Genomic DNA, 21,372 nt, shown 5'->3' on the forward strand with positions numbered 1-21,372 from the left:
TGTGCAACCTCTTTCCTGGGGGCCATCGGCGGCAAGGCGGATGGATTTGACTGACTTGAGCCTATGCCAGCACCCCTGTGCCGTGAATAGCCACCTGCACACCCTTTCCGCTGCTTGTTAGTGCGGTTGCCTAGCGCCCCTTTATCCTTGGTTCATGGCCATTTCCCTCGCTGCCCTTCTGGGTGTCAAATCCCTGAACCTGTCCAAGGCAGGGGTTGCCGAGACCACCTGGCACCAGGACATCAACTGGGTGGCAGTAACCGAGCTGGAGGACCCGCAGCGGTTCATCAACGGTGGCGAACTGATCCTCACCACCGGCCTGCGCCTGAAGTCGGCCCCGGAGCAGCGGCGGTTCGTCCGGCAGGTGCAGCGAGCCGGTGCCGTGGGCATAGGTTTCGGTGTGGGGCTTTCGCATGAGGCCGTGCCGCCTGCCCTGCTCGCTGAGGCGAACCGCTGGGGCCTGCCCGTGGTGGAGGTCCCCTACGCGACGCCGTTCATCGCCATCGGCAAGCTGGTGGCGGACGCCCAGTCAGCGGACCACTACGCCAAACTCGAGCGCCTGATCGCCGGGCACCAGGTGCTGGCGCGCGCACTGCTCACGGGAGGCGGCCTGGCAGAGCTCCTCAAACATTTGGGCGGCATGCTCCGGGCGGACATTGCCCTCACCCAGTTCACCGCCCAGCTGTACAACAGCAGCAAGGACACCCCGCAGGCGGACACCTGGGCCTCGTACCCCATCCCCACCGGCCGGCGCGACGCCTGCACGCTGTGGGTTCGCAAGCCCTTCGAGGACTCGGGCATCATCGGCTACGCCCAGAACCTGATCAGCGTTGAACTCAACAACATGGTCAAGCAGCGCCAGTCCGAGCGTGCCCTGTGCGGGCAGGTGCTGGAGGACGTGATCCACGGGGCGCTGGAAACCAGTGAGGCCCAGCGCCGCCTGGCCGGAGTCGGCGTGAACAGCACCCGCAAGAATGTGGTCCTGCTGGCCGTCTCCGCTGCGCACCACAAAGCCCTGGTGAGCACCTCGGTGCCGCGGGAGCTGGAGGACGCGGTGGCCGCCGTCGTCGGCAAGGATTTGATGCTGGTGATGAACGATGACGGCGGCGCGGCGCCGGCACTCGCGCGGAAGCTGAGTGACCACCTGGCTGAGGCGGGCATCCACGCGACCATCGGCATCGGCGGCGCGTACACCAAGCCGAACGGCCTGCGCTGGAGCTACTTCGAGGCGCGCGACGCTGCCAGCCACGGACTCCCCGTCAACGAGCCGGAGCGGCTGAGCCTGACGTCGCTGCTGCTGGCCAGTGAGGACGTGCCGCTGGCTGACATGGCCCACGAGTCCCTGAATCCGCTCCGGACCTTCGACGCCGCCCACGGCGCAGAACTGATGACCACGCTGGAAAGCTACCTCAACAACAACGGGTCCGTGGCCGCCGTCGCCGAGGAACTCACCCTGCACCGGAACACGGTCCGCTACCGGCTGGCGCAGATCACCGAACTGACGGGTTACGACCCCGCTGTCACCACCGACCGCGTGCAGCTGTGGCTGGCACTGGCGGTGGCCCGGCTGTCCGCGCGCCAGGGAAAGTAGCCGGCACAGCAGCGGATCCTGCCCCGTTGCCCCCCCCCGGAGGGGCCCCGCCTGGGCCCACGCTACCGAGGGGCCCCAATCGAGCTTGCGAGATTGGGGAGGTAGCGGGGAGGGTTCCCTTATCGAGCCTGCGAGTGCCGGGTAGGGACTAGATGACCCGGGGCAACAGCTGATCGCGGGACTTCTTGCGGGCCTTGCGGTATTTGGCCTCCGCCGCGTCCATTAGTTCCGCCTGGCGTGCCCGAAGTACTGCCAGCGCCTCCGCCGTGGTCTCCGGCAGCCCGTGGCCAGCTTCGAGGGTCTGCAGCAGGTTCCGCGCAATGACGGCGTCGTGGTAATCGCCCAGGATCTTTTGCTGCTGGTGGGCGGCCTTGGCCACTTTCCTGGCGCGTTTGCCCCGCACCAGCCCCGCCGACTCGGCAACATGGCGAAGCCTTTTGGCGTCCTTGCGTACTTGGTGGAGGGCGTTCTCGTGGGCGATCCCGCGCCGGGCATGCGCAGCGGCCTTCTGCGAGCGCCGCAGCCGGCGGGCGGACTTCTCCACCACCTTTGTGGTAATGGTCCGGCCTGGGGCCACGGCCTGCGACAGCACCGGTGGCCGGCTGCAGAAGCCTTCGAGATCGTCCAGCAGCCGGAAATAGCGCCCCGACTGCAGCGCCTCCTGAAGCCGCCGGTAACCGGCGTCGAATGCAGCCCCGGCCTTACGCTCCACCTGCTCCCTCGCCGCGTCAGCTCCCTCGCCCGGCGGCAGCTCATCAAGGTGTGCCCGAAGATGGCCCAGCAGGACCTCGGCGTCCCGGGGTTCGCCCAGCAACAGGCCCAACCAGTGAAGTTCGTCCCGCAGGCGCCGCACCGGCACCGCCCGGTAGAGCTTCCGGTAGGCGGCCAGTACCGAGCGGATGCGCCGGACTGCGGACCTCATGTCATGGACGCCCTCGGGTTCCTCCAGCCTGACCGCGGCATCCTCGGCGAGGAGTTGGCGCAGCTGCTCCGCCACATAGACGGTGACGACGGCGGCCGCCGGGGCCTTCTTTCCGGCCATCAGCGCCGCGGGACTTTCCTCCTTCTGTTCTCCCCTCCCTTTTGAAACTCCGCCGAGTGCCCGCGCGAGTTTGGAGGCGTGCCCGGCGGGACGGGCGCCGGCGGCGGCGAGGAGTTCCTCAGCGGGGCCGAAAAGCTCAGGTCCGCCGTCCACGAGTTCCAGTTCCCACTCCCGCCAGCGCTGCGGCTGTTCGTCCGCCGGACCATGCAGGCGTGTCGCCTCCACCTGGTCGTCGGCCAGGTCCGCCAGATGCCCGCCGTCCTCCCCGTAAAGCGCGTAGGTGGTGCGCCGTGTTTCGAGCCGGACAACCGGCGCCACTTCCGTCCCGCGCAGGTGTGCCTGCACGCGGGCAATCAGGATGTCAGGTACGACGCCGGGCTGGCCAAGCGGTGCATGCAGCTCCCGGCGCTGCTGGGGTTCCGTTCCGGATCCGGCAGGCGCTTCCGGGGGCAACTTCAGGTGCCAGCCGGCGTCGATCCCACCGGTGCGGCGGCGCAGGGTGATGCGGCGGGATGCGAGCGTGTGCCGGTCGGTATCGAAGTACACAGCTTCGAGCTCAGCGGTGTGGGGATTCCCCACACGGGCAACGCCGGGCAGTTCTGCCAGCGCGGGCACCGTGGCGTCGTCACCAACGTCGTACTTCTTCTCTATCTCGATTCCCTGGGAAGCCTTCACAGCCGTCCTTCCGCGTTGTTCCTGCGTGCGGGCCGGCACGGTGGCGTCGGAGCCCTCGCTGGAAGTCTATTCCCGGGCGAGATGAGCCGGGAGAGCTTGGCCACAAAACTGGAGACATCAAACGTCTAACCTTTAGCGTGGAAGGATGCCAGCCACACCCCCCGCTCCTGCCGCCGCGTCTTTCACAGCCCCTGCTCCTGGGGCCGCACCGGCACCCATGCCGTTGCCCGGGTCCGCCGCGTCCCTTGCGACGTCCGGGACCGCGCTTACCAAGCCCCGATCCGCCGTCGTATTCGGGGTGGTTGCGCTGGTGCTGATCGGGCTTAACCTGCGCGCGGGCATCACCGGGGCATCGGCGCTGCTGCACGACCTGCAGATGGTGCTGGGGTACGGGCCGCTGGTGGCCGCGTTCATCCCGTCGATCCCCACCCTGTGTTTCGCCCTGGCGGGAGCCGGCACGTCATGGCTGACAGGCAGGCTGGGGGTGGAGAAGGCGATCCTCCTGTCCCTGGCCATGCTTGCCGGCGGCCTCCTGCTGCGCGGGATCCCCGCTACCGGGATGCTGGTGGCCGGCAGTGTAGTGGGAATGTCCGGGCTGGCTGTCTGCAACGTGGCCATGCCGTCCTTCATCCGTGAGCACTTCGCCCACCGAACCTCCCTGATGACCGGCGTCTATACGGTGACCATGACCACCGGGGCCACCGTCACCTCCGTCGCCGTCGTACCACTGGCACAGGCCCTCGGATCCCCGTCCGCCGCCGTCGGTGCCATTGGCATTACTGCCGTGGCGGCATTCCTGGGCTTCCTGCCTGTGGCACTGCACGCCCACCGGCACAGCACGCGTTCGACGGCGGGGCACGTGTCCCCCTGGCCATTGCTGCGGACCAGGAAAGGGCTGCTGCTGACCGCTATTTTCACGCTCCAGTCCCTGCTGGCCTACGCGCTGCTGAGCTGGTTCCCTTACATGCTCACCACCATGGGGCTGGATGCCTCGGAGAGCGGGCTGATGTTCGGACTGATGCAGCTGGTGTCCGTTCCCTCGGGCATGCTGCTCATCGCCATCGGCTCCCGCCCCAGGATGCTGCGGCCTGCGTTTTACCTGGTCAGCACCACCATGGCGGCGGGCGTGGCCCTGCTCCTAGTCCTGCCCGTGGGCCTGGCCATCGTTCCCGCGATCCTGCTGGGCTTTGGCCTGGGCATCTTCCCGCTGGTTATGGTGATGATCAGCCGCAGCGGTTCAACCACGGCCGAAACCACAGCGCTGTCCACACTGGCCCAGTCCACGGGCTACCTGCTCGCCACCACCGGCCCGTTCGGGATGGGGCTCCTGCACAGCGCCACCGGCGGCTGGACCCTGCCCCTCGCTTTGCTGCTGGCCCTGGCGCTGGTGCAGATTGTGGTGGCGCACCTGATCACAGGCCGCGCGATGACCCGCAGCGTCGCCGGAACTTCGGCCGGCAACCTTGCCGGTGCCTCTGGCGGCCGCACCACCGGCAACGGGAAGTAGGACGCCATGGCCCTGAGCCCCTCCCACCGCCCGCCGCTGGCCGACGAAGTCACCGCGAAGCTTCGAACCATGATTCAATCCGGCGAGTGGCCCCTCCACCAGCGCATCCCGTCAGAGACCGGGCTGATAGCCGATCTCGGCGTCTCGCGCGGCACGCTCCGCGAGGCCATCAAGGCGCTCGCCCACAGCGGCATGCTGGAAGTCCGCCGCGGCGACGGCACCTACGTCCGTGCCACCAGCGAGATCTCCGGCGCTGCCCGGCGCATGTACCAGGACCACACCGAGGCCCACATCCTGGAAGTTCGGCTTGGCCTGGACGCGCAGGCGGCCCGGCTCGCGGCACGGAACGCAACGGCCGACGACGTCGCAGCCCTGAGAGCCCTCCTCGCCGACAGGAACGAGGCTTGGAGCTCGGCAGACTACGAGGGGTGGGCGCGGGCGGACTGGGGCTTCCATGAGCGGGTGGCGCAGGCGTCGGGCAACCCCCTGCTGCATGAGCTTTATGTCAGCTTCGGCGCCGTGGTTCACGAGGATCTACTGAAGCAACTCCGCCGCCCCGGCTTCGAGGGGCTCCAGCAGGAGGGGCACGACTTCCTGCTGGCAGCCGTTGAGCAACGGGACGAGGACGCGGCGATTGCCACTGTCAACACGAACTTGAACTCCTGCGCGGAATGGCTGGCCGGATAATCCGGCCCTCGGGGTTTCAACCTTCCTTAATCGGTCAGTAGGCTTACTATCTGAGAAGGGTAGTATCCCTGCCGCGCACACGCGCGCCCAGGGCACCAGCCGACAATGAGGAGTCCCCATGGCGCCAGCAACACGCGCGACCGACCACGGGCCGGGCAGCGACACCCCGCAGCCAGTATCCGCGGCCGGGTCAGCCCTGCAGCAGCAGGGACCCGCACCGGCAGCCACTGCAAGAAAGCGAGAACCCAAGCCCCCCGGCGCGCTGTGGGCAGACGGGCTGGGCAGGGTAGGCATCCGCTCGGCGCAGGTCCTGCTGATCCTGACAATCGCCGTCGTATCCGTTTACGCCCTGATGCAGATCAAGCTGTTGGTCATTCCCATTCTGATCGCGATCATCCTGGCAGCTGCCATCGGCCCGTTCGTCAACATGCTCCGGCGCCGCGGCTTACGCGGCGGCCTGGCCACGGCCATCGCCTTCATTGGGCTGCTGCTGGTACTGGGCGGCGTTTCCGCAGTGATTTACAACTCGGTCCGCAACCAGTGGGGTGAACTTGCACAGCAGGCTGCATCAGGGCTGGATGAGCTGGAGCAGTTCCTGCTCACTGGCCCCATCCCCCTCGAGCAGGCACAGCTGGACCAGGCACGCGAGGGGATCATTCAGTTCGCCACGAGCAGCCAGGTACGCTCAGGCGCCATCACGGGGCTGTCCGTGGTTACTGAGTTTCTTGCAGGGGCAAGCCTCGTGGTGATCATCCTGTTCTTCTTCCTCAAGGACGGCGCCAAAATCTGGAACTTCTTCCTCCGCCCCTTCAAGGGGGAACGCGAGGCCAAGCTGCGCCGGGTAGGCAGCCGCACCCTTGAGGTCCTTGGCGGCTACGTCCGGGGCACCGCCATCGTTGCGCTGGTGGACTCAGTAGCCATCGGGGCCGCGCTGCTGATCATGCAGGTTCCGCTGGCCATACCGCTGGCCATCATCGTTTTCATCGGAGCCTTCGTCCCGCTCGTGGGAGCAACCGTTGCCGGCATCCTCGCCGCCCTGGTGGCCCTCGTGGCCAACGGTCCCGTGGTGGCGCTGATTGTGGTGGCAGTAGTCATCGCCGTCAACCAGCTTGAGGGTGACCTGCTGCAGCCGATCGTGATGGGCAAGTCGCTGCAACTCCATGCCCTGGTGATCCTGATGGCACTGACCGCTGGAACCATCCTGGCAGGCATCGTGGGCGCGGTGCTGTCCGTCCCGCTGGCCGCCGTCGCCTGGGCCATCATCCAGGTGTGGACGGCCGAGGATCCGAACATGGAGGACATGAACCCGGACCTGCCACCGCCCAACAGCCAGCCCATCTAAGGGCTGCCGGTCGACTGTATCGACGCACAAAAAAGGATGGCGCACCCGGTATTCCGGCTGCGCCATCCTTTTTGTGTGTCGTCACTTCATCTTGACGGCTGAGTGATTACTTCTGCAGGCCCGCGAACACGTTCTTGGGCCGCTGCATCTCGCCGTGCTTGGCACCAAGGATCACAACGAGTCCGGCGAAACCGGGGATGACCCACTGCAGCATCTTGAGCTGTTGCTGGGCAGCCTTGAGCTCGTCGGAAGCATCGGGCCGCGGCTCGGTGGCGCCCTCGGCACCCTCAGCTGCGAGCTTCTCGACCTTCTTGCCAAGGATCCCGGAGTACAGGGTTACAGCTGCGCCCACCACCGTCACCGCCGTCTTGATCACGGTGTCCCGGGCAACGCCGTCCTGCTGTGCGATGCGTTCCTTGTTCTCCCACGCGATGGCGAGGTCCGCCACCAGGTGTGAGGCAAACGCCGCCGTCTGGAAGGGTGCCCATTTCATCCAGCCGGCGCTGGAAAGGCGGGTGCGCTCGGCGGGGTCCTTGGCTTCCGCTGATGCGCCGTTCAGGCCGATGGCACCCATCAGGGATCCACCGAACCACGCTGCTGCCGTCAGATCGTGGACTGACCGGGCAATGAGATTTCCTGCCATGATGTGCATTCCTAACGTTGAACTGGTTGAGATGCCGCGCCTGCGGACTTCACTTGCTGTGTCCCATCGAGGTCATGGTCCGCCTATGGTAAGCACACTTACTAATGTTACGAAAGCCCGTCTTGCTCGGGCAGACCGCGTAATATCGTCGTCATGGGAACTACTGGGAGTTTGTTTGGCTGGGCCTTCGGAGACCCCGCCCGTGAAGATGACGGCAGCTACGTTGACGGGCTTCAGCGCGAGGCGTACGGGAATGCGCGCGACACCGCCAAAGCCAAGGGCGTGGCTGTTGTGGCAGGCTCTGAGGTCTTTACGGTGTTGAGCGCGGACGATTCCCTGGTGGAGCTGGACAACGCACCCGGAAAGCTTGTGGTCCGCTGCACCGTTCACGTCGAGGGACCCGGCGCGGATAAGATGCGTGCCGAAGGGCCCATGAACGGCTGACCTGTGTCGGACATCGAATCCACCATCAGCCAGGCCGCGGACGCCGTCGAGGACGCCTCCAACCATCCCGCCCTGGACGTCCTGGCCCGGACAGGGTTTGCCGTGATGGCCCTGCTGCATGTCATTATCGGGGCCATCGCCGTCGCAGTGGCTTTTGGCCAGCCCGGAGAGGCGGAACCCACCGGGGCCATTGAACAGCTGGCCGCCAACTCGTGGGGCCCAGCGGTGATGTGGGCCTGTGTGCTGGCGTGCTTCGGCCTGGGATTGTGGCAGGCGAGCGAAGCCACCCTGAGGGCGCGGCGCCTGCCCCGCAAGGAACGGGTCTCCAAGCTTATTTCGTCGGGCTTCCTGGCCATCGCCTACACCAGCGTTGGGCTCAGCTTCGCCGGTTTCGCCGTGGGGCTGCGAGGGGACTCCAGTGAAAGGACGAGCGATTTCAGCGCGTCGCTGATGGCCACACCCTTGGGGCTGTGGGCACTGGTGGCGCTGGGCCTGACCATCATTGGGATCGGGATCTACTTCGTATTCAAGGGGGTCCGGCGCGGTTTCAAGGACGAACTCTTTCACTTCGACGGCACCCGGCGCGGCCGGCTCATCGACACCCTTGGCGTCACCGGCCACATCTCCAAAGGCGCCGCCCTCGGCCTTACCGGGCTGCTGTTTGTGATCGCCGCCGCCAAGCACAGCCCCGAGGAGTCCACCGGACTGGACGGCGGCCTCAAAGCCCTCCGGGACCATCCCTTCGGCCCGTATCTGCTGGTGGCCATCGGGGCAGGATTCATTGCCTACGGAATTTTCGCCCTGATCCGGTCGAGGTTCGGACGCATGTAGTTCCACCTTTTATGGGTAGGAAGGAAGCATGACACATTTCTTGAGGGAGCAACCAGCCGACGGCGGCAGGGCGCGGGACGTGGTCCCCAGTGTCACAGAGACGGCCGGCCGGGCTTTTGCTGCCCTGTTCCGGCTCCTTAAGGTGGCCCGCCCCGACCGGCCGATCCACCCCAAGGGCATTGGCCTGACCGGTGAATTGACCAGGACCGGGAACTCCGGCGAGCCGAGCGGCCTGGACTGGCTCGACTCTTCAGGCATCGATCCCGTTGCAGCGCGGTTTTCGCGTTCGGCCGGGTTGCCGGAGAGGCTTCCGGACGTCCTGGGGCTCGCGCTCCGCGCGGCACCGTCCAGCATCGGCGCTTCAGGGACGGCAGACGACGGCGGCCCGGCAGACGTGCTGTTTGCCTCCACCGGCTGGAATGTTCCCGGGAGGTTCCTGCTCCAGCCCAAGCTCGACGTCTCCTCGGCCACCTTCACCACACTGATGCCCTACCGCGGCCGGAGGGGTCCCGTACTCCTGGGGCTTCGGACCATAAGCCTGCAGGCGGGATCCGTCACGGCCGGCGAGTGGGTACTGGGGTTGTATTGGGCCACACCCGCCGGGCAGTGGCGGCAGTGCGGGGAACTGCGGCTGCGGGCCGCCCCGGAACCGGCTGACACTTCCCTGCGCTTCAATCCCCTCAAGAACCAGCCGCCCGGCGCACAGACCTACGCCTGGACGCGCCGCCTGCGGGAGCGCTCCTACCGGACGGCACAGCAGCCCGCACCACCCGCCGTCGCGCGTTCTGCCGCCGACAGCACTCCGGCGGGAAACCACACCAGCCCTGCCACCTCAGGAAGGAACACCATGTCCACCGTGTCCCAGCTGTTCAACACCCCTGCCGCTGACGTCTGGCGGGTGATTGCCGATGGCTGGCTGTACTCCGGCTGGGTTGTGGGCGCCTCCCGTATCCGCGCCGTGGATGACACCTGGCCGCAGGTCGGAGCCCGCCTTCATCACTCCGTAGGCGCCTGGCCGCTGGTGATCAACGACAGCACCAGGGTGACCGCCGTCGAACCCGGAAAGTCCCTGGAACTGGTGGCTCGCGGCTGGCCGATGGGCGAAGCCAAGGTGGCCATCACGCTTCAGGACCAGGGCGGGCAATGCCTGGTCACCGTGGCAGAGGACGCCATTCGCGGTCCGGGCAAGAAGGTTCCCAAGGTTATGCGGGACCCGATGATCACGGTGCGGAACCGCGAGACCCTGAAGCGCCTGGAGCTGATGGCGGTGGGCGGGGCGGGGAAGTAGCGAAGCCGGGTTAATTGGACGCCGCTTAAAGCAGCGGGGCCACGTGCCGCCCAAAGCCCTCACCGGGTGGGACGGCACGTGGCCCCGCTTCGTAGCTAAACGACTAGACCTGCGCGGAGACGCCGTCGCGGGAAATGGCAACCATGTCCTCGCGCGGCACTACCTTGATGCGCTCACGCTTGACCTCGACGCCGTGCGAACCGCCGGCCTCCGTGGCGGCTGCACCGAGGGCCAGCTCGTGGGCGTCCAGCGCCAGCCAGCCTTCCCAGCTGGTGAACTTCACGCCGCGGGCGTCGAGGAGGTCGACGACGGCCTCCGCCTCGGGCACGGCGGCGACCGGCAGGTTTTCGCGGTCCTCCAGCAGGTAGGTGACAGTCTCAAGGGCGTCGCCCTTGGTGTGGCCGATCAGGCCGACCGGTCCGCGCTTGATCCAGCCGGTTGCGTAGATGCCCGGCACGTGCTGGCCGGCGGCGTCCAGGACGCGGCCGCCGTCGTTCGTTACCACGCCCTTCTTGTGGTCGAACTCAACGTCCGGCAGGGCCGAACCAAAGTAGCCGATGGCGCGGTACACGGCCTGCACAGGGTAGTCCACGAACTCGCCGGTGCCGCGGGCGTTGCCCGTGCCGTCCAGCTCGGTGCGCTCGAACTTGATGCCGGCAACCTTGCCCGGCGTCTCGGCGTCGTCATAAATTTCTACCGGGCTGTGCAGGAAGTGCAGGTGCAGGCGGCGGGAGGCCTTCAGCTCGGAAAGGTCCTCGGGCTGCTCCGCGATCCAGTTGGTGAGCGTGCCCACCATGGTCTTGGTTTGGTTGTTCGTCTGGATCTGGCGGTCGGATTCCTCGTCGAACTCGAAGTCCTCCGGATACAGGATGATGTCCACGTCCTTGGAGTGGGACAGCTCGCGCAGCTCCAGCGGGGTGAACTTGACCTGGGCAGGGCCGCGGCGGCCGAAGACGTGCACGTCGGTGACGGGCGAGTTCTTCAGGCCGGCGTAGACGTTGTCAGGGATTTCGGAGACCAGCAGGTCATCGGCGTGCTTGGACAGGACACGGGCCACGTCCAAAGCGACGTTGCCGTTGCCGATCACGGCGATTTCCTTGGCCTCCAGCGGCCACTCGCGGGGGACGTCCGGGTGGCCGTCGTACCAGGAGACGAAATCCGCGCCGCCGTAGGAGCCGTCCAGCTCGACGCCGGGAATGTTCAGGTCCGCGTCCTTGATGGCGCCGGTGGCAAAGATGACGGCGTCGTAGTGGGTGCGGAGGTCCTCGATGCTGAGGTCCGTGCCGTAGTCCACGTTGCCGAAGAAGCGGATGTCGCCGCGGTCCAGGACTTTGTGCAGGGCGTTGACGATGCCCTTGATGCGGGGGTGGTCCGGGGCCACGCCGTAGCGGATCAGGCCGTAGGGTGCCGGGTAGCGGTCAAAGAGGTCGATGCTGACGGTCAGCTCGCCGCTCTTGACGGCTTCGCTCTTGGTGAGGATGTCCGCGGCGTAGACGCCTGCCGGGCCGGAGCCCACGACGGCGACGCGCAGCGGACGTTCGGCAGAACCTACGGTGGTGCTTGATGACACGGCTGTGTTCCTTTTCTTCGATCCGTCCCAACTGGCTCGCAGATAACGCCCTCAAACTGCGTTTTCGGTGCGTGAAGTGCGAGCTGGCTGGGTGGGGCTAGGTGGTGAGGACGCGGGGCTTGTCCGGGGTGGAGCTGGGAGTCTTGCGGGGGCTGTTCGGGGTGATGGTGCTGTAGTCAGCGGTTTTGAAGTGCGACGGCGCGAAGGGGCTTACGCGCACCACGTCACCGATGACAATCACTGCGGGATTTGCGACGCCGGCGGCTTCCGCCTGGTCCGCAATTGAACCGAGGGTGCCGATGGTTACGCGCTGGTTCGGCAAATAGCCGTTTTCCACAATACCAACCGGGGTGTCGCCGGGCAGACCGGCTTTGCCCAGAGCGGACGCCGATTCGCGCAACTGGCCCACGCCCATCAGCAGGACAACGGTGTGGTCCGGACGGGCCGGAACTTCCGACAGTTCCTCGTGGCCGGTCACCACGCTGAAGCCCTTGGCCAGGCCGCGGTGCGTGACGGGAATGCCGGCGGCGGCGGGAACGGAGATCGCGGACGTAACGCCGGAAACCACTTCAACCTCGACGCCGTGCTGCCGGCAGTATTCGGCTTCCTCGCCACCGCGGCCCAGGACATAGGGGTCGCCGCCCTTGAGCCGGACCACGCGGTGGCCTTTCAGGGCTTCTTCAACGAGGATCCGGTTGATCTCTGACTGCGGGACGGGGTGGTGGCCGGGGGTCTTGCCGACCTCGATGACGCGGACGTCGGGGGCCAGTTCGTTCAGGAGTTCGCGCGGGCCCAGGCGGTCTGCCACGACGACGTCGGCCTGGCCCAGGAGCCTGCGGCCGCGGACGGTGATGAGGCCGGTGTCGCCGGGCCCGCCACCCACCAGGGCGACACTTCCCGCGGAAGCCCGGCGACGGCGAAGCGGCAGGTCCCCGGTTTCGAGCGCTGTGGCGACGGCATCACGGACGGCCATGGCACGGCGCGGGTCTCCCCCGGCGTTGACGGCGATTTTTACGTCGTCCACCTCGGCGACGGCGGGGGTCCAGGCGGCGGAGGCTTCATGGTCGGAGGCGTTGACGCACCAGATGCGCTGTGCCTCGGCGTCGGCGGACACCTGGGCGTCCACAGCGGAATTGCCGGTGGCGGTCTGGACGAACCAGGCGCCGTCGACGTCGGACGAATCGTAGGTGCGCGGCTCCCAGGTGAGCAGGCCGGCGTCAGCCAGTTCCCGTAGCGCGTCAGAGGCAACAGGAGCTACGACGGTGACCCGCGCACCGGCGTCGAGCAGTCCCTTGGCGCGGCGGGCAGCCACCGGGCCGCCGCCCACCACCAGCACGGGGCGGCCAAGCAGCCGCAGCGCTGTGGGGTAAATATCCTGAATTGCCATGAATCAACGGTAGGGCCGCGTCACAATGGCCCACAAAGGCCGAGCAACACCAGTTCACGTAAGGTAACGCTGCGTCACACTTTCCTGACCAAAGGATTTTCCGTTCCGACGGTGAGCAGTTCGGACAGGTCATGCCGCAACAGTCGCAGGGGCGGATTGCAGACGGCTTTCTTTGAAATCGGGCGGTCCAACTGAGCTAAACAAGGGCTGGCTGGGACGGCGGTTTCCTTGCCTTCACGGGCCGCCGGGAGCAGGGCTGCGTCCGATCCAAAACTGTCCGTGACTCACCATACAATTACTCCGATCGGGCTCGCCGATCGGTCTCATATGGGGGAAGGGGACTCATTTGTCTCTGCAACACAGCGTCCGCACTCGGACGCGCCCTGGTCGTTTGACCAGGGCAACTGCCACAGCCGGCTCACTTGCATTGCTCGCTGGCCTGCTGATGGCTCCGGCGGCCTACGCGCTGCCGACGGAAACAAGCACCATCGAGGAACCGGCACCTGTTCCAGCCGAGCCTCTGACGCCCGTCGCGGATCAACCGCCGGCGGCGGACGCGCCAGCAGTTCCAGTAAATGTCATTCCGCCCGTCATCGACGGCGATCCGGTGGTTGGCGGCACGCTCACGTCAACAGGCGGCCAGTGGACCGGAGCCGGTTGGCTGACATACAACTGGTCAATCGACGGAATCGCCCTTCCCACGGCCGGCCGAGTGCCCGGAGAGCAAGACGCTCTCTTGCTTCAGCCGTCCATGGCCGGCAAGTCCGTCCGGCTGACTGTAGAAGCCTCGGTGGATGCCGAGACTCCCGGGAACAGGGTGGACGCTGTCTCCGTGGCAGTCCGCCCCGCCGTCTTCACCGGAATCGCATGGAACGGTGCCGTTGCCGGTAAGCCTGCCGTTGGCGAGATATTGTCGCTCAACGCCCCCGTGTGGAATGACGCAGCCGGTCAGAGCTTTCGTTCCGACTATCAGTGGTACCGCGGCGCAACCGGAATCGTCGGAGCCACAGACCAGAAATACACGGTTTCAGCCGCTGACGTCGGGCAGAAACTTTGGGCCAAGGCAACAGTTTCAGCTGAAGGCTTTACGTCCCTGGCCTTGACTTCCACTCAACTACTCGCGCTCAAGGGAAGCTTCCTTTCATCGCCGGCCCCAGTAGTATCGGGTACCGCCCGCGTGGGACAGGTCCAGACCGTGAACCCCGGAACTTGGGCGCCCACTGGAGCATCGCTTTCCTATCAGTGGTTCCGGGGAACAGTGGCCATCCCGGGCGCTATCGGCCGCACTTACGCCACCACTGCATCGGACTATTTGAAGCCGATCAAGGCCAGGGTCCGAGCCACTAAGTCCGGTTTCACAACCGTGGATCGATTCTCCGCAGTCCGTTCCATTGCCGCCGGAAACATCGTGGCAACCAAGTCGCTGCTGGTTACAGGCCTGCATCGTTATACCCAAACCTTGCGCATATCCCAAGCCTGGACCTCGGGTTCCACCATCCGCTACCAGTGGTATCGCAACGGATCAGCGGTGCGAGGCGCCACCGGGCCCTCGCTCTACCTCAGTACCGGATATATCGGCGCACGCGTCAACGTGAAGGTAACCGTCTCAAAGCCCGGGTACACCACTCGCTCGGCTGTGACAAAAGTGGTCACCGTCGGCAAGGCATTGATCGGTATGAAGTCGAGCCCCCGGGTGACCGGCGGAGGATCGCTCGGCTCAACTCTCACGGCCAACGTGGGTACGTATTCGGTTGCACCGTCGGCGTACAGCTACCAGTGGTACCGGAACGGCGCCGCCATATCCGGGGCAAGATCCCGAACATACCGGGTGGCCGCAGCGGACAACGGAAAGTCAGTTTCCGTGCGGGTCTGGGCTAGTAAGGCTTACTACGACACGCGATCCGCCCTCACCACGCCCGTGAAGCTACCGGTCTGGGCTGTTACGGTCCTGCGTGGTGACGGGACCTACCGAGTGGGAACCGGCATCAAACCCGGACTATACAAGTCCACAGGTGGAGGCAGCAGCTGCTATTGGGAGCGCGTGAGTGGGTTCTCCGGAAGCTTGAGTCAGATCAAGGCAAACTACTTCGGTCCGGCCAAGACCTATGTCCAGATCCTTCCCGGGGACGTAGGATTCGTGACCAAACGCTGCGGTTCCTGGACCACAGTTCCCTCGACCGGTGCCAGGGCAACCCGTATCAGCGCGAACGGGACGTACCGGGTGGGCATCGATATTCTTCCAGGCACGTACTACGGCTCAAGCGCAGGTGAATCCTGCTACTGGGCAACACTCCGCGGATTCTCCGGGACCTTCAACGAAATCATTGACAACTACATCGGTTCGGCCCGGGTCATCGTCACGGTGCCTGCTGCAGCCAAGGGCTTCGAAGTCCACGGCTGCGGGACCTTGACGAGGCGGTAACAGCGCAGGAACAGGGAGCAGAAAGCCCGACGGCGGAAGTCGCCGTCGGGCTTTCTGGTTTCGTTTTCGAGCGGTAGGGGTTAGCGGGTGCTGCCGGAGAGTAGGCCGCGGCTGCGCAGGAGGCGCTTCTCAATCGGCGCGAACACCAGCAGTTCGATCAGGATGCCCACGGCGAGGATAAGCAGGATTGCCGCCATCACCACTGACATGTCGGACAGTTGGCGGCCCTGGTCCAGCAGCGAGCCCAGGCCGAAGCCGATGGTGCCGCCCACGGCGATGATTTCTGCGGCCATAAGTGAGCGCCAGGAGAAGGCCCAGCCCTGCTTGAGGCCGCTGAGGTACCCGGGCAGCGCGGCGGGGAGTATGATCTGCAGCGCCATCTGGAGACGGGACGCACCCAGAACGGTGCCCACCCGGCGGTACTGCGGCGGAATCTGGTCAACGCCCGAGATAAGCCCGTTGATGATGGAGGGAATGGCGCCCATAAAGATCACGAAGTACACGGTGGCGTCGGTGAGGCCGAACCAGATGATGGCGGCGGGTACCCAGGCCACCGAGGGCAGCACCTGCAGGCCGGAGATCAGCGGGCCGAAAGCGCGGCGGAGCGGAGCCACCTGGGCCAGCAGCAGGCCCACCGGTGTTGCGATGGCCACGCTGATCACAAAGCCGACCAGCCCCCGCTGCATCGAAGTCCAGACGGATTCCTGAAGTTTCCCCTCGTTCCAGAGGACGCCCATCTGGGCCGCAACGTCCAGCGGACCGGGCACCAGGTCGCGGCGCTTCACACCGAGTGAGACGTAGAACTGCCAGATGAGGACCAGGGCCACGAGGGCCGCGATGGGCAGGAGCACCCGGCTCCAGTCGATCCGGTGCTTACGGTCGGCGTCGGACTGCAGGGAGTCAAGCCCGGACTCGAGTTCCCGCAGGTCCTCGCGCCCGGTGGAAGACCGGGTCAAAGCTGCGTGGACATGCCGGGTTTCGACGGGTTCGGATGGGGCCTCAGCGAGCGGGGTTGGGTTACTTGGCATGGCGGCGAATCTCCTCACGCAGCCGGGCGGTGATGACCCCGGTCAGCTGGCCGGCGAGCCCGGCGTCGGTTCGATGTTCCTCGGTGACTGCCCATTCCTGGACAACGCGGCCTGGGCGGGAGGACAGCAGCAGCACACGCTGGCCCAGCCGCACGGCCTCGCGGACGTTGTGGGTCACGAAGACGATGGTGCGCCCGGTTTCCTTCCAGATGCGTTCAAGCTCGTCGTGCAGCAGGTCGCGCGTGATGGCATCCAAGGCGGCGAACGGCTCGTCCATGAGGAGCAACTGCCGGTCCTGCGCGAGCGACCGGGCCAGGGACACGCGCTGGCGCATGCCGCCGGATAGTTCATGCGGGCGCTTGTCCCCCGCCGTCCCCAGGTGCACCAGTTCGAGGAGCTCCTGCGCCTTGGCCTTGCGCTCGGCTTTGCGCACGTTGCGGAGCTTCAGGGCCAGCTCGATGTTCTCCCGGGCCGTGAGCCAGGGGAACAGTGCGGCGTCCTGGAACATAAAGGCGGCACCATCGCTCGGCACTTCGAGCGCGCCCGACGACGGAGCCTCCAGTCCCGCCATGATGTTCAGCAGGGTGGATTTGCCGCAGCCGGAGGCACCGAGGAGGGCAACGAACTCGCCCTTGCCGATGTTGGCGTTGACGTCGTCCAGTACCGGGGCGCCGTCGCCGAAGCTCTTGCCCAAGTGTTCCAGTACGACTGGCATGGTGCCGTCCTTACGTAGGTGGTGAGAGAAAAGGAGGGTCAGTCCTGGCCAAGGCCTGCGGCTGAAATAGGTTCGGCGCCGCTGGCGGCGATGAGGTCGTTGAGCGGACGGAGGTCGAAAAGCCCGTTGATGTCGGCCTGCTTGGTGGTGCCGGCCTCCACGCCGTCCTGCAGCAGCCGGGGGTAGCTTCCGGCCAGCGGATCAAGGGTGAAGGTGATGTTGGCCAGGGACCGTGCGAGGACGTCGTCGGCCAGGGCTGCGCCGGCTGATTCCTGCAGGGCCGAGTTGATGACGGAGGCTTTCTGCGCGGCAGGCGATTGGTTCAGCCAGTCGACCGACTTCGTATGGCCCGCCAGGAGCGCCTTCACGGTGTCGGGATGGTCGGCCGCGAATTTCTGGTTCACAATCAGGACGGTCGTGGGGAACTCGCCCGGTTTACCGGTGCTGCTGCCGTCCCATAGGTCCTTTTCATCCACCAGCACCTTCGCTCCAGCCTGGAGCACCAGACGGGACGCCCACGGCTCAGGCAGCCACGCGCCGTCGAGCTTTCCGTCCTGGAACAGCTTCAGCGTCTGTGCGTTTTCCGTGGGATTGATGGCGACATCTCCGCTGCCATCAACGTTGGTTTTGTACCCCTGGTCCGAAAGCCAGGCGCGAAGGGCAACGTCCTGCGTGCCACCAAGCTGCGGGGAGGCGAGGATCTTGCCCCTGAGGTCCTGCGCCGACGTGATTTCGGGCTTGACCACCAGTTGGGCGCCGCCGGCAGCAGCGCCGGCCACGATCCTGACGGATTCGCCCTGGCTCTTCACGAAGGAGTTGATGGCCGGGTTGGGGCCGATGTAGGCAGCATCGATGGCGCCTGCATTCAGAGCCTCGATGGCCGCAGGCCCGGCGTTGAACGTTTCGGTGCTGAGGGCTGTACTGCCCAGGGACTCAGCAAGGAAGCCTTCCCTGATGCCCACCAGCGCGGTCGCGTGCGTGACGTTGCCGAAGTAACCCAGCTTCAGCTCCGCAGCGGGCGTGGGTTCAACAGCCTGCGCCTCAGTGTTACGCGAAACAGTGGAAGCCACCACGGCGCCCACCACGATCAGCAGGACCAGGCCAACAGCCAGGGCAGCCTCGATGGCACGCTTGCGCTTGGGAACCGCGCTTTCGCCTGCCACGATGCGGGTCATCCCGGGCTTGGAACTAGTCATTGTTTCACCATAGGGAGTGGCCCAATGGCGTTCAATGAAGCGGAAACGGGGGGTCACGCGAGTTCATTTAGCGTCATATTCCGACGACGGCGGCCAATCACTTGGAACTGCCGATTCCCCGCCTTAGGAGAATCGAGTACTCACTACTCGTGCCTCAGCAACGGCCGCCCCGTAGCGTCCATTGAAAGTCCTGCTGGGAGGCTCATCGGTGTTTTGACCATCAGGGGCACGTCATGGGTATCGGGTTTTGCAGGCGGCGGTTGTGTCGTTGGCGTACGCACCGCCCAAGTGCTGCCCATGGGGGGCCACCGTGAGCCAGGGTGATGGCTACGCACCCCTCCTGGATCCTGCCGTGCTGGTGAGGTTGCGCGAGGAGCTGGACGACGACGAAGGAGTCTGGAAGGTATTCGTGCAGAACTTCATCGCGTACCTGCCCGAGCGGACCGAGCGGCTGCGGCAAACCCTGACCACCGGGGACCTTAAGGGAGCCATGGACGCGGTCCTCAGCCTCAAAACCTCAAGCCAGATGGTCGGGGCGGAACGGCTGGTGGGGATGGCGATTAACCTGGAGCAGGCCATCCGCAACGACACCCGCGACACCGACCCGGCCGTTGCACTGCCCCAGCTGGCGGCGGCCCATCTTCGGCGGCTCAAACAGTGCAGCCGGCAGACTACATACCTCCTGCAGGCAGCCCTTAACCAGAAGCCTGACCCCAGCTGACGTACCCGTGCTGCCTTGCGTCCCTCAAGCCCCACACCCGGGCTTTTGACCGGATGTTTTTCCCCCGTTAAGGACGCTCCACCTGCCAGTTGACTTTGCCTCCATAGGTTTTGTCTGTGACCAACAACCAGGTGCTTCCTGTTCTGCAGTTGCCCACTGCCCCTCCGAACCACTCCTCCCGTCCCGGCCAGCGGAATGCCGGCTTTGCGGTCGTCGGCCATCGCGGAGCCATGGCGTTGGCACCCGAGAACAGCGCGGCGTCGTTTCGACTGGCCGAGGCCGCCGGTGTTGACGAAATTGAACTTGACGTGCGCATCACAGCCGACGGCGTCCCCATCGTCCTTCACGATCCAACCCTTCAGCGGCTGGCAGCGGGAGGGCTGAACGCGGGGACACCTGTCACCGAGCTGACACTCGCCCAGGTGCACGAGGTTCCGCTGATGTCAGGACAGCCGGTTCTGGCCTTCGCCGAAGTCCTCGAGCTCACGAACGTCATGCTCCAGGTGGAGATCAAGGACCCGTCCGCGGTGCGTGCCCTGGCCGAACTGCTCGCGCAGAATCCGGCCCACACGCGCCGCATCAAGTTTTCGAGTTTCCTCCCGGAAGCGCTGTTCCTCCTCGCGCTGCACCTGCCGGCCGTTCCCCGCGGATTCATCGTGGGCACCTTTCCATCCACCCGCCGGCAGCAGGAAGAACTCGAGGATGTCCTTATCATCACGGGCGCGGGCACGCTGTACACGGGGTTTGAGCTTCTCACTCCCGTGCACGTGGAACGGCTGCAGGCAGCCGGCATGGAGGTCCACGTCTGGCCGCTCAGGAACGGCGAGGCCCTGGACCGGGCGCTGGAGTTGAATGCCGACGGCGGGACGGCCGACGACCCCGGCCAGGCCAAAGCGTGGCTCAAGGCAGCAACGGCTCGTGCCGCAGCTCAGGCGGTTGGCGTGTCCTGAGGCGCTTGGCGGCGGTTAGGGGCACGCACCAGCCGGTCAGTTGCCCTTGACGTTGATCAGCTGCCGCAGCTTGTGCCGGACCGTGACGAGGTCGGCGGCGTCCTGCATCACCTGGTCAATCGATTTGTAGGCTGCGGGGATCTCGTCAATGAACGACTCCGAGGCCCGGAACTCGATCCCCCGCATCGCCTTCTTCAGCTCCTCCAGCGAGAACGTTTTGCGGGCAGCGTTGCGGGAGTACTCCCTGCCTGCCCCGTGCGGCGAGGAGTTCAGGGATGCGGGGTTGCCACGTCCTACCACCACGTACGACGCCGTGCCCATGGAACCGGGAATGAGCCCGGGATCGCCCGGCGCGGCTTTGATGGCGCCCTTCCGCGACACCCAGAGGGACTTGCCGTAGTGCGTCTCCTGCTGGGTAAAGTTGTGGTGGCAGTTGATCCGCTCCCGTTCGTGTACCGGGCCGCCTACCCAATGGCCGAACTGGGCGCTGACGCGGTCCATCATTTCCTCCCGGTTCAGCAGCGCAAAGTGCTGGGCCCAGCGCAGCTCCGCGATGTACCGGTCGAACTGCGGCGTCCCCTCGTCCAGGAAGGCGAGGTCCGGGTGTGGCAGTCGAATCTGGTGCTTCCGGGACACGTGCTGTGCGACGCCGATGTGATGCTGGGCGATCTTGTTGCCGACGCCGCGCGAGCCCGAGTGGAGGAACAGCCAGACGTCGTCGTTTTCGTCCGAGCAGACCTCGATGAAGTGATTGCCCGAACCCAGGGACCCAAGCTGGAGCTCCCACTTCGCCACGTACTGGGCAGGGTTAAAGCCGGCCTTCGCCGCCAGTTGCTTCAGCTCCGCGATCCGGGGCTCTGCGGTGGGCAGCACTTTTTTGTTGTTGTGCCCGGCGGACAACGGAACCACACGCTCGATGTCTTCGCGGAGCCGCCGTCGGTCCTTCGGCAGGTCCTTCAGCGAGTACTGCGTCCGGACGGCAATCATCCCGCAGCCGATGTCCACCCCCACCGCCGCCGGAATGATCGCGTTCAGCGTAGGAATGACCGATCCTACGGTGGCGCCCTTGCCGAGGTGCGCGTCGGGCATCAGCGCCAGATGCGGATAGATGAACGGCAACTCGGCAGTCATCACGGCCTGTTCCCGCGTTAGTGGGTCCAGGATCGAAGCCCAGTTGAGCAGCTTGCTGTTGATGGTCTCCATGCCTCGCCTCGTACCCGGAATACGGGACGACAAAACCGCGGCTCCAGGGCTGCCCCGGTCCTCAGTAGCCGGGCATTAGCCACGAAATCGCCGGAACGGTGCGTGGTAGCCGTAGCGATTCGGCGACGTC

18 protein-coding genes are annotated in these 21,372 nt (G+C 65.8%); 10 read left to right on the forward strand and 8 right to left on the reverse strand.

Features of this window, described 5'->3' with window-relative positions; genetic code table 11:
• The first annotated feature begins 154 nt into the window (after positions 1 to 154).
• Positions 155 to 1,591: a PucR family transcriptional regulator gene (locus CXQ88_RS02940; RefSeq protein ID WP_104042634.1), complete on the forward strand. Its 1,437-nt coding sequence runs from the start codon at positions 155 to 157 to the stop codon at positions 1,589 to 1,591.
• Positions 1,592 to 1,739: 148 nt separating this feature from the next.
• Here CXQ88_RS02940 and CXQ88_RS02945 read toward each other — a convergent pair whose 3' ends face one another.
• Complete coding sequence (locus CXQ88_RS02945; protein ID WP_104042635.1) at positions 1,740 to 3,308, reverse strand: CYTH and CHAD domain-containing protein; 1,569 nt, start codon at positions 3,306 to 3,308, stop codon at positions 1,740 to 1,742.
• Between the two features lie 145 nt (positions 3,309 to 3,453).
• On the opposite strand from CXQ88_RS02945, the gene CXQ88_RS02950 reads away from it, so the two are divergent.
• The 3 genes from CXQ88_RS02950 to CXQ88_RS02960 all read left to right on the forward strand — a co-directional run bounded on the left by CXQ88_RS02950 (position 3,454) and on the right by CXQ88_RS02960 (position 6,844).
• Positions 3,454 to 4,815 carry an MFS transporter gene (locus tag CXQ88_RS02950; RefSeq protein ID WP_104042636.1) on the forward strand — a complete coding sequence of 454 codons (1,362 nt, stop codon included), beginning with the start codon at positions 3,454 to 3,456 and terminating at the stop codon, positions 4,813 to 4,815.
• Positions 4,816 to 4,821: 6 nt separating this feature from the next.
• Positions 4,822 to 5,502 carry a FadR/GntR family transcriptional regulator gene (locus CXQ88_RS02955; protein WP_104042637.1) on the forward strand — a complete coding sequence of 227 codons (681 nt, stop codon included), beginning with the start codon at positions 4,822 to 4,824 and terminating at the stop codon, positions 5,500 to 5,502.
• Positions 5,503 to 5,620: 118 nt separating this feature from the next.
• Positions 5,621 to 6,844: an AI-2E family transporter gene (locus CXQ88_RS02960; protein WP_104042638.1), complete on the forward strand. Its 1,224-nt coding sequence runs from the start codon at positions 5,621 to 5,623 to the stop codon at positions 6,842 to 6,844.
• Between the two features lie 106 nt (positions 6,845 to 6,950).
• Here CXQ88_RS02960 and CXQ88_RS02965 read toward each other — a convergent pair whose 3' ends face one another.
• On the reverse strand, positions 6,951 to 7,487 hold the full coding sequence (locus tag CXQ88_RS02965; protein ID WP_104042639.1) for a hypothetical protein: 537 nt from the start codon (positions 7,485 to 7,487) through the stop codon (positions 6,951 to 6,953).
• Positions 7,488 to 7,640: 153 nt separating this feature from the next.
• On the opposite strand from CXQ88_RS02965, the gene CXQ88_RS02970 reads away from it, so the two are divergent.
• The 3 genes from CXQ88_RS02970 to CXQ88_RS22235 are packed head-to-tail and all read left to right on the forward strand — an operon-like array spanning position 7,641 to position 10,050.
• Positions 7,641 to 7,931, forward strand: coding sequence for a hypothetical protein (locus tag CXQ88_RS02970; RefSeq protein WP_104042640.1), 291 nt, complete (start codon positions 7,641 to 7,643; stop codon positions 7,929 to 7,931).
• 3 nt (positions 7,932 to 7,934) lie between these two features.
• Complete coding sequence (locus CXQ88_RS02975) at positions 7,935 to 8,762, forward strand: DUF1206 domain-containing protein (RefSeq protein ID WP_104042641.1); 828 nt, start codon at positions 7,935 to 7,937, stop codon at positions 8,760 to 8,762.
• A 28-nt stretch (positions 8,763 to 8,790) separates the two neighbouring features.
• Positions 8,791 to 10,050 carry an SRPBCC family protein gene (locus tag CXQ88_RS22235; protein ID WP_258061660.1) on the forward strand — a complete coding sequence of 420 codons (1,260 nt, stop codon included), beginning with the start codon at positions 8,791 to 8,793 and terminating at the stop codon, positions 10,048 to 10,050.
• Positions 10,051 to 10,153: 103 nt separating this feature from the next.
• On the opposite strand, the gene CXQ88_RS02985 is transcribed toward CXQ88_RS22235, so the two are convergent.
• Entirely contained in the window at positions 10,154 to 11,620 is a 1,467-nt protein-coding gene (locus tag CXQ88_RS02985) for an FAD-dependent oxidoreductase (protein ID WP_104042642.1), read from the reverse strand.
• Between the two features lie 97 nt (positions 11,621 to 11,717).
• A complete protein-coding gene (gene cobA / locus CXQ88_RS02990) occupies positions 11,718 to 13,007 on the reverse strand; it encodes a uroporphyrinogen-III C-methyltransferase (RefSeq protein WP_104042643.1) in 1,290 nt (429 codons plus the stop codon).
• 391 nt (positions 13,008 to 13,398) lie between these two features.
• On the opposite strand from cobA, the gene CXQ88_RS02995 reads away from it, so the two are divergent.
• Positions 13,399 to 15,429, forward strand: coding sequence for a hypothetical protein (locus CXQ88_RS02995; protein ID WP_258061661.1), 2,031 nt, complete (start codon positions 13,399 to 13,401; stop codon positions 15,427 to 15,429).
• An 80-nt stretch (positions 15,430 to 15,509) separates the two neighbouring features.
• On the opposite strand, the gene CXQ88_RS03000 is transcribed toward CXQ88_RS02995, so the two are convergent.
• The 3 genes from CXQ88_RS03000 to CXQ88_RS03010 are packed head-to-tail and all read right to left on the reverse strand — an operon-like array spanning position 15,510 to position 18,347.
• The gene (locus CXQ88_RS03000) at positions 15,510 to 16,457 is read right to left on the reverse strand and encodes an ABC transporter permease (RefSeq protein ID WP_104042644.1); all 948 of its coding nucleotides are present in this window, start codon (positions 16,455 to 16,457) and stop codon (positions 15,510 to 15,512) included.
• The gene (locus tag CXQ88_RS03005) at positions 16,447 to 17,172 is read right to left on the reverse strand and encodes an ABC transporter ATP-binding protein (protein ID WP_104042645.1); all 726 of its coding nucleotides are present in this window, start codon (positions 17,170 to 17,172) and stop codon (positions 16,447 to 16,449) included. The genes CXQ88_RS03000 and CXQ88_RS03005 overlap by 11 nt, the downstream gene beginning before the upstream one ends.
• 38 nt (positions 17,173 to 17,210) lie before the next feature.
• Positions 17,211 to 18,347 (reverse strand): ABC transporter substrate-binding protein, encoded by a 1,137-nt coding sequence (locus tag CXQ88_RS03010; protein ID WP_104042646.1) that lies wholly within the window; start codon positions 18,345 to 18,347, stop codon positions 17,211 to 17,213.
• Positions 18,348 to 18,678: 331 nt separating this feature from the next.
• Here CXQ88_RS03010 and CXQ88_RS03015 point away from each other — a divergent pair, with 331 nt between their 5' ends.
• Both CXQ88_RS03015 and CXQ88_RS03020 read left to right on the forward strand, forming a co-directional pair.
• The gene (locus CXQ88_RS03015) at positions 18,679 to 19,089 is read left to right on the forward strand and encodes an Hpt domain-containing protein (RefSeq protein WP_104042647.1); all 411 of its coding nucleotides are present in this window, start codon (positions 18,679 to 18,681) and stop codon (positions 19,087 to 19,089) included.
• Positions 19,090 to 19,205: 116 nt separating this feature from the next.
• Positions 19,206 to 20,039: a glycerophosphodiester phosphodiesterase gene (locus CXQ88_RS03020; protein ID WP_219816298.1), complete on the forward strand. Its 834-nt coding sequence runs from the start codon at positions 19,206 to 19,208 to the stop codon at positions 20,037 to 20,039.
• 36 nt (positions 20,040 to 20,075) lie between these two features.
• On the opposite strand, the gene CXQ88_RS03025 is transcribed toward CXQ88_RS03020, so the two are convergent.
• Positions 20,076 to 21,242, reverse strand: a complete 1,167-nt coding sequence (locus CXQ88_RS03025) for an RtcB family protein (protein WP_104042648.1) — start codon at positions 21,240 to 21,242, stop codon at positions 20,076 to 20,078.
• Positions 21,243 to 21,372: the final 130 nt, after the last annotated feature.

It is taken from the genome of Arthrobacter sp. ZGTC412 (assembly GCF_002929215.1).
GTDB lineage: Bacteria > Actinomycetota > Actinomycetes > Actinomycetales > Micrococcaceae > Arthrobacter.

Bases quoted from the DNA above. Each gene is read 5' to 3' on its own strand.
- CXQ88_RS02940 (WP_104042634.1), top strand. From the start codon at position 155: ATGGCCATTTCCCTCGCTGCCCTTCTGGGTGTCAAATCCCTGAACCTG.
- CXQ88_RS02950 (WP_104042636.1), top strand. From the start codon at position 3,454: ATGCCAGCCACACCCCCCGCTCCTGCCGCCGCGTCTTTCACAGCCCCT.
- CXQ88_RS02955 (WP_104042637.1), top strand. From the start codon at position 4,822: ATGGCCCTGAGCCCCTCCCACCGCCCGCCGCTGGCCGACGAAGTCACC.
- CXQ88_RS02960 (WP_104042638.1), top strand. From the start codon at position 5,621: ATGGCGCCAGCAACACGCGCGACCGACCACGGGCCGGGCAGCGACACC.
- CXQ88_RS02965 (WP_104042639.1), bottom strand. From the start codon at position 7,487: ATGGCAGGAAATCTCATTGCCCGGTCAGTCCACGATCTGACGGCAGCA.
- CXQ88_RS02970 (WP_104042640.1), top strand. From the start codon at position 7,641: ATGGGAACTACTGGGAGTTTGTTTGGCTGGGCCTTCGGAGACCCCGCC.
- CXQ88_RS22235 (WP_258061660.1), top strand. From the start codon at position 8,791: ATGACACATTTCTTGAGGGAGCAACCAGCCGACGGCGGCAGGGCGCGG.
- cobA (WP_104042643.1), bottom strand. From the start codon at position 13,007: ATGGCAATTCAGGATATTTACCCCACAGCGCTGCGGCTGCTTGGCCGC.
- CXQ88_RS03000 (WP_104042644.1), bottom strand. From the start codon at position 16,457: ATGCCAAGTAACCCAACCCCGCTCGCTGAGGCCCCATCCGAACCCGTC.
- CXQ88_RS03005 (WP_104042645.1), bottom strand. From the start codon at position 17,172: ATGCCAGTCGTACTGGAACACTTGGGCAAGAGCTTCGGCGACGGCGCC.
- CXQ88_RS03010 (WP_104042646.1), bottom strand. From the start codon at position 18,347: ATGACCCGCATCGTGGCAGGCGAAAGCGCGGTTCCCAAGCGCAAGCGT.
- CXQ88_RS03025 (WP_104042648.1), bottom strand. From the start codon at position 21,242: ATGGAGACCATCAACAGCAAGCTGCTCAACTGGGCTTCGATCCTGGAC.